The organism is Aminiphilus sp. (assembly GCF_029975095.1).
Lineage (GTDB): Bacteria > Synergistota > Synergistia > Synergistales > Aminiphilaceae > Aminiphilus.
Map to the genome: position 1 here is coordinate 1 of NZ_JARKPW010000056.1, position 11,390 is coordinate 11,390.

Consider the following 11,390-nt stretch of genomic DNA (forward strand, 5'->3'; position numbering starts at 1 on the left):
GAGCAGGCTGACCGTTCCGAAGAGAAGCAGGGCCACACCGAGAGTCGTGTTGGACCGGAAGCGCCATGGGCGCATTTGTATACCCCCGAAAGGTACATTGGTCTTTGTGTCTCAAGTATAGTCGAGAAGCACTCCCTCTGCAACGAAGGAGAGAAAAAACCCGCCGGAAGGCGGAGGACGGAAGAACGGTCGCGCTAGGCTCGTACTTCGCCATGTGCTACACTGAAATCAATGAAAATCGAGGTCTCCGGAGGCTGTTGCACAGAGGTTCCGGAGGGCTTCGGGAAACGGGGAGGGATGAGGCTCGTGAACGTTCCTCGAAGGGGTACCAGCGACATTTCTCTTGTTCTCTGCGGCGCTGCTGGACAGGGCGTGCAGACGGTGGAACATCTCATGGTGCGGCTCGCCAAGGCAGCGGGATATCATGTCTTCGCGAGCAGCGAGTACATGTCCCGTGTGAGGGGGGGGAGCAATTCCACGGAGATCCGTCTCGGAAGCGTCCCCGTGCGGGGGCTCGTGGACCGTATCGACGTGCTCGTCGCCCTGAACGGCGGTATCCGCCCGAACATCCGGGACCGCATCGACGAAGAAACCCTCGTTCTCGGGGATCCCGAGGAGCTGGGCGACGAGTTCGCCTCTCTCGGCGAGCGCTTCGTGCCCGTTCCGTTTCTCCGGGCGGCCCGGGAGGGCGGAAACAGGGTCTACACCAACGTGGCTGCCGCGGCGTGCCTTGCCGCAGTCTTCGGAATGCCCTTCGCCGCTCTGGAAACCTATTTCGCGGAGCGCTTTGGCGCGAAGAGCCTCGACGTGGTGAAGGGCAACCTCGCCGTGGCGGAGAAGGGATTCGCCCTGGGGGGAGATCTCCTGCGCAGGGGTGTACTCCGCGTCTCCCTCGGGCATGCATCGCCCCAGGGGGAACGGATCGTCCTCGACGGGTCCGAGGCGGTCGCTCTGGGGGCGCTTGCGGGGGGCTGCGATTTCTGCACGGGCTATCCCATGTCCCCCGCCACGGGGGTGCTCACGTTCCTGGTGAAGAACGCGGACCGTTTCGGCGTGGCGGTGGAACAGGTGGAGGACGAAATCGCCGCCATGAACATGGCCGTGGGTGCGTCCTACATGGGTGCCCTGCCTCTCTGCACGACTTCGGGAGGCGGGTTCGCCCTCATGTCCGAGGGATTGAGCCTGGCGGGGATCATGGAGACCCCCGTGGTGGTTCACCTGGCGCAGCGCCCTGGTCCCGCCACGGGCATGGCCACCCGGACGGAGCAGGCCGACCTCGAACTGGCCCTCTATTCAGGGCACGGGGAGTTCCCGCGGGTTCTCTTCGCTCCGGGAACCCTCGAAGAGGCCTTTTTCCTCACCCGGAGGGCCTTCGAACTTGCCGCCCGTTACCAGACGCCCGCCATCGTGCTCACCGACCAGTATTTCACCAACACATCCTACGACATTCCCCTGCCGGACCTTCCCGACGCCGCTCCCGACCGGTGTCTCGTCGAGGCTGGGCCGGAGTACCGCCGCTACGAGGAGTCCCCCGACGGCGTGTCGCCCCGGAGTGTTCCCGGCTTCGGAACGGGGCTGGTCGGTGCGGACAGCCACGAGCATGACGAAGAGGCTCACGTGTACGAGGACTTCGACCTCCGTACCCGCATGAACGCCCGCCGGCTCCGAAAGTTCGAGGGGCTCCGCCGCGAGGCCCTGCCCCCGACGCGCATCGGCCCGGAGGATGCGGACATCCTCGTGATCTGCTGGGGCTCCACCCGCCCCATCGTGGAGGAGGCTGTGGCATCCCTGGGAAGGACGAACACTGCGGTGCTCCATTTTGCCCAGGTGTGGCCCATCGCGCCCGAGGCGGAAGCGCTGCTCGCCCGGGCGAAGTACGTTTTCGTCGTGGAGGGAAACGCCACGGGACAGCTCGCCACGCTTCTGCGGTGCGAGACGGGGCGCCGTGCGGACGCGTCGGTGCGGACATGGAAGGGGCTGCAGTTCTCCGTGGAGGAGGTTCGCCGCGGTCTCGCGGACGTGCTCGACAAGACGGTGGGGAGGTGACCTCCGTGAAAGACCCTCGGATCTTCGACATGGACCACGCGGATCTCTCCTGGTGTCCCGGGTGCGGCGATTTCCAGATTCTGGAGGCGCTCAAAAAGGCTCTGGCGGAACTGGACATTGCCCCCGACCAGGTGGTCGTCGCCGCGGGTATCGGTCAGGCGGCGAAGCTGCCGCACTACATGAAGTGCCACTGCTTCAACGGTCTTCACGGGCGGGCTCTTTCCTGCGCCACCGCCATGAAGATGGCGAACCCGGACATGCTGGTTCTTGCCGTGGGTGGTGACGGCGACATGTACGGCGAGGGAGGAAACCATTTCCTCCACACCATCCGCCGCAATCCGAACGTCAAGAACTTCGTCCACAACAACGGCGTCTACGGACTGACAAAGGGACAGGCGTCCCCCACGAGCTTTGTGGGCATGAAGACCCCCACCTCGCCGGAGGGTGTCTTCAGCGAACCCATCAATCCCGTGGCGCTCGCGATCTGCCTCGGCGCGTCCTTCGTGGCGAGGGCCTTCTCCGGCGACGTGGAGCAGACGAAGGAGATCATGAAACAGGCCATCCTCCACAGGGGATACGCCCTGGTGGACATTTTTCAGCCCTGCGTCTCCTTCAACAAAATCAACACGTTCAAGTGGTACAAGGAACACACCTATTATCTCGACGGATCCCACGATCCCGGGGACCGGGAAGCGGCGCTGCGGAAGGCCTTCGAGGCGGAGAAGATGCCCCTCGGCCTTCTCTATCGGAGAGAACGCCCCGTTTTCGAGGATCATCTGGCTCCCTACAGGGAACATCGCCTTCCTCTGTACCGGCGCCGCCGGGACATGAAGGATCTGGAAACCTTCATCCGGAAGCAGTACGCCTGAGCCGGAAGACCCAGGACGACGGAGAGGAGGTGAGGTGTCGTGATCGAAGTGGGAATGCAGGCTCCGGATTTCGCCCTCGAAGAGGCGCCGGGAGAGATTGTATCCCCCGGTTCCCTCGCCGGTTCCTGGGTGGTGCTCTATTGCTATCCCAAGGATGACACCAAGGGATGTACCCTGGAGGCGCTGGAGTTCTCCGCCCTCGAAGAGGAGTTTGCCCGGAGGAATGCGGTGGTGCTGGGGATCAGCCCCGATTCCTGCGCCAGCCACGAGGCATTTCGCGGCAAGCATGCCCTTCGGGTACGCCTGCTCAGCGATCCCGACCGGACTATGCTCGAGACCTACGGTGTGTGGCGGGAGAAGGTGCTCTATGGAAAGCGCTCCCTCGGCGTCGTGCGGACCACCTTTCTGCTGGATCCCGAGGGGAAGGTCCTGCGCATCTGGAACAACGTGAAAGCCCTCGGACATGCCGAAAAGGTGCTTGCAGTCCTCGACGAGTTCGTGGACTCGGGAGGCTGACATGAATCCCTTCGCCTGGATTGTGCCCCTCGGCATTGTCGCCTATATATTGGTGGCCTTGGCGGTGGTGACGGGTCTTCTGCAGCGCCGGGTGCGGAAGTGGAGGCTCTTTCCTCTGCACAGGGCGCTCGGTGTCAGCGCTCTTGTTGTGGCGACGACGCACGCATGTTTGGTGCTCTGGGGATACCTGCTTTGAGGGCCGGCCCGCGTGCGGTGTTTTCAGGCGGAGCACAGGCCCTATCCGGAAAGGAGGCGGAATTGATGCGGCAGACGGAACGGAAGCGGTACGTCGTTTCTCTCTTCTCGGGAGTGCTTCTTGCGGCGCTCTTTGTGTGGGGTACGGTCGCGCAGGCCCATCCCCCCAAGGACATCGCCGTTGCCTATGATGCCGGAACAGCCACGCTCACCGTGACCATCGAGCACAGCGTCAAGGACGAGGAAAAACACTACATCGACGAGATCCGCATTCTCAAGGGCGGCACGGAGCTGGCCCAGGCGAAACCGAGCAGGCAGACGGACAAGGACCAGGAGATCTTCACGGTGAACCTGCCGGGGCTGAAATCCGGCGATGTTCTCACGGTGGAGGCCAAGTGCAACATTTTCGGCACGCTCCGCAAGGATGTTCCCATCCCCTGACGAAACGGGGAGCGGGAGGCCGGCTGAACCGTTCGCGTCACGCAGGACAGCACCGCTCCGGAACGGTTTTTCTCCGTTCTTCCGGGGCGGTGCTTTTCGGGGCCGGAAGACGGTTCGGCCCGAAGCGACAGGAATGCGGAGTGCAGGAAAGGATGGTGCGGCAATGCTTCTGGCGCAGGAACGGGCCGCCGTGGTCCGTTACGGAAGGAAGCTCGTCGCCGCGGGGCTTACCGCGGGAACCGGAGGAAATCTGAGCTGTCGCTCTCCGGAGACGGGCATGGTAGCCATCTCGCCCAGCGGCATGGACTACGGGGAGATCGTGGAGGAGGATGTGGCGGTGCTCTCGCCTTCCGGCGAAGTGGTGGAGGGGAGGCGGAAGCCTTCCTCCGAATGGGCCATGCATCTTGAGGCCTATCGGGCCCGGCCCGACGCGGGCGGGGTGGTCCACACCCATTCTCCCTTCGCCACGGTGCTCGCCTGCCTCGGCTGGGAGATTCCCCCCGTGCACTATCTGGTGGGGTTCGCGGGGAAACGCGTGCCCTGTATCCCCTACGTGCTCTTTGGCACGGACGAACTGGCCCGGAGTGCCGCATCGGCCCTCGGAGAGGGGAACGCGGTGCTCCTGGGAAATCACGGTCTTCTCGCCGTCGGTTCCACTCTGTCCAGAGCCTTCGCGACTGCGGAGGAGATCGAGTTCGTCGCCCAAGTGTACTACCGGACGCGCTGTGTCGGCGAGCCCCGGATCCTCTCCGAGGGGGAAATGGAGCCGGTCCTCGCCAAGTTCGCCGCCTACGGGCAGCAGTAGGAGGGAAGACCGTGCATTTTCTCACGTTCCTTCTTACCCTCGGCCTCGCGGCGGTGGCTTTTCCGGTGCTCTATCTCAGAGGCGTCGTCTCTCTCGTGGAGCGCTGCCAGGCTTTTCTCGCCCCCGAGGCGTCCACGCAGCCGCGGAAGCCCCTTGCCGAGAGCGTAGACGTGGCGGCGAGAAAGAGCGGTTTTTCGGTGGAACGCCTGCCTCTGCTTCTCGGAAGCGGATTGCTCCTGATTCTGGAGATCTACATCCAGAGCGCCTGGTCCGCCTTCTCGGTCCTCAAGGTGTTGGAGTATGCACAGCAGCCCGGCGCGACGCGCTGGGTCTACTACGCCTTGGGGTTTCTCCTCTGCGAGGGGGCGTTGGGCGTCATTGCCAGAAAGGATCCGGGACTCAGCATTTTCCGCGTCCTTCGCTCGGTGATCCCCATGGGTTCCTTTGCGGTCTTCGCGCTTGTTCCGTCGCGGATCGACATCTTCTACGGATGGCTCCGGGCGCTCGCTTCCTTCCGGCTTTGGTGAGCGTCGTTCTTTTTTCGGACCTGCGTCTCAGGACCTGGAGGGAAGCACCTCTCCGGCGGAAGTGCCGGCCCGGGGGCGTCGCCGCTTCAGTGGCAGGACTACCGTGACCGTGGTTCCCTCGTCGGGGGCGCTCTCCACGCTGAAGGTGCCTCGGTGCAGCTCCGCAAGGCGCTTGGCGAGGATCAGCCCCAGCCCGGCTCCTTGTTGTTCCAGAAACTGCCGGTCGAACTGCACGTAGGCGCCGATGCGCTCTACCTGGGAGGATGTCATGCCGCTTCCTTCATCGTGGACGGAGAGGCGGAACACCCCTTCCCCGACGGTTGCCCTGACGGTCACCGCCGTTCCCGGAGAAGAGAATTTGAAGGCGTTGGAGAGTAGTTCCTCCGCGATTTTGCGGAAATGCTCGTCCACGACGGGAAGCGTCGCGTCCGCGTCGATCCGGAGGGACAGGTCGGAGGTACGACCGTGTTCTGCGGCGGTACGGTCCGCCACGCCGGAAAGGCTCTGTCGGAAGGAGAGCGTTTCTCCCTGGAGGAATCGACGGCGGTACGTCGCGTCCTTGTGGGCGATCTCCAGTCGTGCGTAGAGCAGGTTGTTCTTCGTGATCCGACAGAGGCGGTCCGAAGCACGCAGAATGGCGTCCAGATGTTCGTTTCTCTGTCCGTTGTCCATGTGTTCCCACTCGTCCCGGAGGCGTTCCGCGTTGGCGCGCAGAATGGTGAGGGGTGTGAAGAGTTCGTGGGGAAGCGCCCTGGAGAGGTTGCCCCGCAGTTCCTCATATCGGGCGGCCGTGGCGCTTTCCTGGAGCGTCTGCCGTGTGAGCCGCGCCGCAACGGCCCGGAGGAGGGTCTCCCCCGAAAAGGGCTTCGTGACGTAGTCGTCGGCTCCCCGTTCCATACCGCTGCGGACGTCCGCAGCCCTTGCCCTGGCGGTGAGGAAGATGAAGGGAATGTCCGCCGTGGCGGGGCTGTCCCGAAGGGTTTTCAGGACACCGTATCCGTCCACGCCGGGCATGAGAATGTCGCAGACGATCAGGTCGGGAAGGGCCGCCTTGGCGAGCCGGATTCCTTCCTCCCCCGAAGCGGCCTTGAGGACCGTGTACCCCTCGAGTTCCAGCAGATCCCCCACGTTCGCGAGCAACTCACCTTCGTCCTCGATGAGAAGAATTCTGTTTTTCATGGCGTTCCCTCTTCCCCCTTTGAGGAGCCGCCGCCGGCGGGCAGAAGCACGGTCACGACGGTCCCTTCGTTCACGACGCTGTCGATGGAAATGGTTCCTCCGTGGGCGCTGACGCAGCGTTTCACGATGGCCAGTCCAAGTCCCGTGCCGCGGACGGTTCCTACATTGCGTCCCCGGTTGAAGACATGAAAGAGCCTGCCGAGGTCCTCCTGCGGAATGCCGATGCCCGAATCCCTGACGTCCAGGCGAAGCGCCTCTCCCTGCCGGCGGATTCCGCAGAAGACCGTCGTCGTTTCGGGGGAATATTTGATGGCGTTGGAGAGCAGGTTCGTCAGAATGGGGCGAAGAAGGTCCACGTCGACGACGAAAGGGTGCTCCGGATCCTCTTCGCAGGTCGTCTCGATGCGCCCTTTCTGTTTGAGCACGGCTTCCACATCGGCGACGACGGCGGCGAGGAGCGGTCGAAGCTCCACATGCCTGGGCAGACAGGTGAGATTCGCCGATTCGACCCGTCCCGCCTCGATGATATTTCCCAGAAGATGTTCCATCTGGAAGATTCCCTGACGAATGCTCTCTACATAGCGCTCGATCTGTGGTTTCTTCAGGGATTCGCCATGACGGTCGAGGATCGTCGCGGCGGAGAGGATCGTGCTCATGGGTGTGCGGAATTCGTGGGAGACCATGGAGATGAAGGTGTTCTTGAGCTCGTTCAGCTCTTTCTCCCGTTGTAGTGCCTTTTCCAGCTCCTCGGCGAAGCGCTGCCGTTCCGTGATGTCCGAGACGATGATGACGAAGGAGCCGTTTTCCAGCGAGCGGGATCTCCGGAATTCGGCGATTTTCCGCTCGCCGCTTTTGCAGCGGATGGGAGCGATGACACTCTCCGGTTCGGCGTTTATGACCTCCCAATAGTCGATGGAGGGAACCGCCTCCTCTTCCGTGACGGAGTGCAGCGCGGCGAACCATGCGTTCCTGTTGGGCAGATCCTGTCTTGTGTAGCCCGTCATGAGGGTGAACTCGGGGTTCACCAGGATGATCTCCCTGCCGTCGGTGACGACGATGCCGTAGGGGGCGTTCTCCAGGACGGAGGCGAGGGTGTCCGTGAGTTCCTGCTGGTATTTCAGCGCTTTTGCGATATGCCGTTCGTTGCGCTTCCGTTCTGTCACGTCCTCGAGCATAATCACGCGGAGCGCGTCCGCCGACGCAAGCGAGGCCCGGAATTCGATGTCCCGTATCTCCCCATTGCGGCAGTGTATGGAGAGAACCACCGGATAGGGTGCCGGGTCGCCGAGGTACCCCTCCCAGAATTGCTCGCACAGGGAGTTCTCTTCGTCCGCGGGGCGGAAACGGCGGCACCACTCCCGAATGGAGCCGAGGTGCTGCAGTGAATATCCCGTGAGGGCCGTGAACTCTCTGTTCACGTAGGAGATGGTTCTGCCGTCGAAGAACGCCACGCCGTTGGGCGTGTTGTCGAGAATGAAGGCGAGCGTGCGCTGTTCGCGCTCCAGGCGCTGCTGAATCTCCTCGCGTTCGCCGATTTCCGCGAGGAGCGCCCTGTTGAGATCCGCGAGTTCCACCGTGCGTTCGGTGATCTTTCCCTCCAGGTCCCGGGAGAGCTGTTCGAGTTCGTGCTTGGCGCGAACCCTGTCCGTGATGTCCCGGCCGATCTCCTGGATTTCCACGCAGTGGCCGGAGGAATCGAAGATCCCCTTCTGCGTCCATTCCTGCCAGCGTTTTTTCCCCTGGTGGTACGCCCAGATCTCCCTGGTGAAGGTGGGACGCTCCGGAGAGAGACTCGTGGTGATCCACCGCAGGTTCTCCCGTTCGTGGGGTGGGACGAACTCGAAGACGGACCGCCCCACGATGTCCTTGGGAGACAGTCCCCGATATGTGCAGTAGGAAGCGTTTGCGAAGAGAATGGTTCCATCCGCCAACCAGCGCAGGATGAACGTGTCCGCCTCGTCGACGATGGACCGGAAGAGTGTCGCCATGGACGGGTCCGAGAAGGAAGCTCTTCCGGAGCACGCCGTGTTGTTGCGGAGGAGGAGAAGCGTCATCCCCGCTCCGTCGGAGTGACGGGGTGGAAGCGCGGTCACGGAAAAACCCACTGCCAGGGGCTCTCCATCCTGTCGATGCAAGTGACCCGGAAAAAAGAGTGTGTCGGAATCGATGCTTTGCCCCCTTGTTGCCGTTTCTTCGAGTATGAGGAAAGGCACGATTTCGGGCAGGAGAAACGGAGCGGACTCGCCCGAGCACTGTTCGTGCCCGGAATAGCCTGCGAGGGATGCGAACGCGCTGTTCGCGGAAACAATCCGGTCTCCCCGGAGAATCGCCATGGCCAGGGGGCACTCGGAAAAGACGAGAGAAAAAAACGATTCCTCCCGAGACAGGTCGGACATGAGACACCTCCAAACCGCGGAAAGGACAGCGGTTTCTTGATATTCCGTTTTCATTGTAACCCATGCCGCCCTCCGAAAGCGCACACGCGGAGATGTCCCGGCGGTTTTTCGGGAATGCCGCCGCAAGGGCGGGAGTGGAGTGGATGGAAATGACACGGACGGCTCGTGAAAGCATGCCTCCGACGCGAAGTGTTCCGCATCCCGCCCGCGCGAAGAGGTGCTCGCGTCGTGCTGCGGAAAAAGGTCGTTCCGGTTTCGGCGGCCGTCATCCTCGACCGCCCCCTCCAGCACGGCACGGTGTCGATTGTCCGGGGAGAGATCTTTCGGTTGCGGGAAAACACCGTATGGAGCAGGCACGAAGATGTGACGTACAGGAGGACAAGCTGGTTTGACGAAGGGCGTTGATGTCTCGTCCGGTTCATATTCGTTTGCGACTGAAGTGGGCCGTTTCTTCATGTCGTCGAGGGGGCGATTTCTGATGTCGTTTGACAGGTTGTTCCCGAAAATCACTTTTTGTGGCCGATTGGCAGGATCATGCCGGGGTGACGGCTCATTTCCGGGCGACGGGAGCAATTTTCTCCAGCGCATCATGGAGCGTTGTGCAGAGGCGAAGGTTTCGTTTCGAAGGGGCCGGCGATGTGGACACACGTTTCCGGCATTTCCCGGAGGGGGAAAGAACGTCACAACAGTCTCGGAGCGTCGGAAGGGCAGGGAATTCCGGAGAAAGAATTCTTCAGGCAATTCCAACGAGGCTGCCCTTGCAAAGAGGGATTCGCAATGCCTATAATCGAAAACGCAGAACAGTCCCGAAAGGAGGTTCTCAAAGATGGGTCAGAAAGTGTTCGACATGAAGGGTGCACTTCGGTATGCCATTCACGCGGAAATCCAGGCGAGCGAGTTCTACGGAAAATGGGCGGAAAACACCAAGGCGGGTCATTTGCGGAGCGAGCTGGAGGAACTTACGGAGTGGGAAGACGAGCACCGGAAGTCGCTGACGGCCTATTATCTCCGCCTCTTCGGCGAAGAACCTTCCATCGACCCGTCCCTCGTGGTGGACCCCGCCCTTCGAGTGCAGGCGGACGAATTCAAGGATTTCTACTCCCTGTTGCGCATCGCCTCCACGGCGTATCTCTCGGAGATGCGGGCCGCGGAACTGTACGAGGAAATGGAGCGCCACGCCGAAGGCGAGGCGAAAAAGCTTTTCACGGATCTGGCGGCCATGGAGCGGAGCCACATGGACAAGGCTCTCGTGAGGTACAATGCTCTCCGGGGAGAGATTGAAGGACCGCTGATGTTCTAGTTGTCGGAAAATGTTCGGGACAAGGGTGCCGCGGTGCCGTACGCCGCGACACCCTTTTTTCCGCGTGTGGCGTTGCGATGCCTCTCGCGGGAAATCGAGTGTAGCGATGACGTGCGAGTGCGGCGAAGATTCCTGAGGAGGTGACGCACGTGGCGTTTCGGCGAGGCTGCGGAATCCGGAAAGAGGCCCCGTGGTGAACCGGGTCGGCGATTATGTGCTGGTCCCTCCCTTTGTCTCCTTTCCGCTGCTCCTGTTCCTCGGCGTGCTCAGAAACGCCGAGGCGAGGGTGTCCCTTCCCGCTCCGCTGTGGGGGCTCTTTCTCCTCGCGTATCTCATCGGGAGCATTGCCTACGGGTCTCTGCTCCTCAGTGGAAAACGAACGCGCCTCCTGCAGCTTCAACTCTTCTGCCAGGGGCTTCTCGTGGCGTTCCTCTCCCTGGCCTGGGGTACTCCGGCCCTTGTGACGTGGGCGGGTGTCGCGTCAGTTCTTGTCGCACTTCTCCTTTCCCTGTACGATGTGGTGTCTCACCCCGAAGGGATCGGAGAGGCTTCTTCCGTAACCGGCGAGAGCGGGGGGCATGTCCGATCCTTCCCGGGGGTGACCTGGAAAACCCTTGTCGAACGCACGCCCCTTCCCGTCCTGGTGACGGACAAAAGCGGCGCTGTCCAGAGTGTTTCGCCCGCCTTCGCGGACCTGTACTCCTCCTCGGGCGGGGAGAACCTGCTTGCCCAGAGAGTGGAGAGGCTTCTTCCGCTGGATAAAACGGAGGTCATCCTGGATGATCTCCCCTGGGAGATCGAACAGGTTTTTTTCCCCGAGGAGGAGGTGCTCCTCTTCTTTCTCGTGCCGCCTCGCACAGCTCCGGAACCGGCTCCCGTCGAGGATCGCCGCCGACGCCCCCTTCGCGACGAGCGGACCGGTCTCTACAACGAGGCCTACCTCGCCATCCGTGGCCTGGAGGAACTTTCCCGGGACGCACGCTACAAGCGGTGGCTCTCGGCGGTGATGTTCAAGGTGAACTGTGCCCCCGGCGTGAGTGAGATAGAAGAGAAACTCGTGGTGGAGGAGTTCGCGAAAAATGTGCGGGAAAATGTGCGGGGGTGCGACATCGGTTT

The 11,390-nt window shown here is 62.3% G+C and carries 11 protein-coding genes; 9 read left to right on the forward strand and 2 right to left on the reverse strand.

The genetic code is table 11. The features are described 5' to 3' along the window. Positions 1 to 297 precede the first annotated feature (297 nt). From Q1K49_RS03620 to Q1K49_RS03650, 7 genes are all read left to right on the forward strand, one after another. A complete protein-coding gene (locus Q1K49_RS03620) occupies positions 298 to 2,046 on the forward strand; it encodes a 2-oxoacid:acceptor oxidoreductase subunit alpha (RefSeq protein WP_300522917.1) in 1,749 nt (582 codons plus the stop codon). A 5-nt stretch (positions 2,047 to 2,051) separates the two neighbouring features. Continuing rightward, the gene (locus tag Q1K49_RS03625; protein WP_300522919.1) at positions 2,052 to 2,915 is read left to right on the forward strand and encodes a thiamine pyrophosphate-dependent enzyme; all 864 of its coding nucleotides are present in this window, start codon (positions 2,052 to 2,054) and stop codon (positions 2,913 to 2,915) included. A gap of 39 nt (positions 2,916 to 2,954) precedes the next feature. Further along, positions 2,955 to 3,431, forward strand: a complete 477-nt coding sequence (locus Q1K49_RS03630) for a peroxiredoxin (protein ID WP_213694504.1) — start codon at positions 2,955 to 2,957, stop codon at positions 3,429 to 3,431. A gap of 1 nt (position 3,432) precedes the next feature. After that, positions 3,433 to 3,627, forward strand: a complete 195-nt coding sequence (locus tag Q1K49_RS03635; protein WP_300522922.1) for a hypothetical protein — start codon at positions 3,433 to 3,435, stop codon at positions 3,625 to 3,627. A gap of 65 nt (positions 3,628 to 3,692) precedes the next feature. After that, complete coding sequence (locus Q1K49_RS03640; protein WP_300522925.1) at positions 3,693 to 4,067, forward strand: hypothetical protein; 375 nt, start codon at positions 3,693 to 3,695, stop codon at positions 4,065 to 4,067. A 163-nt stretch (positions 4,068 to 4,230) separates the two neighbouring features. Then, positions 4,231 to 4,872 (forward strand): L-fuculose-phosphate aldolase, encoded by a 642-nt coding sequence (locus Q1K49_RS03645; protein ID WP_213694501.1) that lies wholly within the window; start codon positions 4,231 to 4,233, stop codon positions 4,870 to 4,872. 11 nt (positions 4,873 to 4,883) lie between these two features. After that, positions 4,884 to 5,399 (forward strand): hypothetical protein, encoded by a 516-nt coding sequence (locus Q1K49_RS03650; protein ID WP_213694500.1) that lies wholly within the window; start codon positions 4,884 to 4,886, stop codon positions 5,397 to 5,399. 27 nt (positions 5,400 to 5,426) lie between these two features. Here Q1K49_RS03650 and Q1K49_RS03655 read toward each other — a convergent pair whose 3' ends face one another. Next, positions 5,427 to 6,578 carry a response regulator gene (locus Q1K49_RS03655; protein WP_300522928.1) on the reverse strand — a complete coding sequence of 384 codons (1,152 nt, stop codon included), beginning with the start codon at positions 6,576 to 6,578 and terminating at the stop codon, positions 5,427 to 5,429. Further along, positions 6,575 to 8,974 (reverse strand): PAS domain S-box protein, encoded by a 2,400-nt coding sequence (locus tag Q1K49_RS03660; RefSeq protein ID WP_300522931.1) that lies wholly within the window; start codon positions 8,972 to 8,974, stop codon positions 6,575 to 6,577. Before Q1K49_RS03660 ends, Q1K49_RS03655 begins: the two co-directional genes overlap by 4 nt. Before the next feature lie 826 nt (positions 8,975 to 9,800). On the opposite strand from Q1K49_RS03660, the gene Q1K49_RS03665 reads away from it, so the two are divergent. Together Q1K49_RS03665 and Q1K49_RS03670 are read left to right on the forward strand one after the other, a co-directional pair. Further along, positions 9,801 to 10,274 carry a ferritin family protein gene (locus Q1K49_RS03665; RefSeq protein ID WP_213692721.1) on the forward strand — a complete coding sequence of 158 codons (474 nt, stop codon included), beginning with the start codon at positions 9,801 to 9,803 and terminating at the stop codon, positions 10,272 to 10,274. A gap of 193 nt (positions 10,275 to 10,467) precedes the next feature. After that, the coding region (locus Q1K49_RS03670) for a hypothetical protein (protein ID WP_300522936.1) at positions 10,468 to 11,390 on the forward strand (923 nt) is incomplete at its 3' end.

Excerpts from the sequence above, each read along its gene's own strand:
- Q1K49_RS03620 (WP_300522917.1), top strand. The coding sequence starts at position 298 with ATGAGGCTCGTGAACGTTCCTCGAAGGGGTACCAGCGACATTTCTCTT.
- Q1K49_RS03635 (WP_300522922.1), top strand. The coding sequence starts at position 3,433 with ATGAATCCCTTCGCCTGGATTGTGCCCCTCGGCATTGTCGCCTATATA.
- Q1K49_RS03640 (WP_300522925.1), top strand. The coding sequence starts at position 3,693 with ATGCGGCAGACGGAACGGAAGCGGTACGTCGTTTCTCTCTTCTCGGGA.
- Q1K49_RS03645 (WP_213694501.1), top strand. The coding sequence starts at position 4,231 with ATGCTTCTGGCGCAGGAACGGGCCGCCGTGGTCCGTTACGGAAGGAAG.
- Q1K49_RS03655 (WP_300522928.1), bottom strand. The coding sequence starts at position 6,578 with ATGAAAAACAGAATTCTTCTCATCGAGGACGAAGGTGAGTTGCTCGCG.
- Q1K49_RS03660 (WP_300522931.1), bottom strand. The coding sequence starts at position 8,974 with ATGTCCGACCTGTCTCGGGAGGAATCGTTTTTTTCTCTCGTCTTTTCC.
- Q1K49_RS03665 (WP_213692721.1), top strand. The coding sequence starts at position 9,801 with ATGGGTCAGAAAGTGTTCGACATGAAGGGTGCACTTCGGTATGCCATT.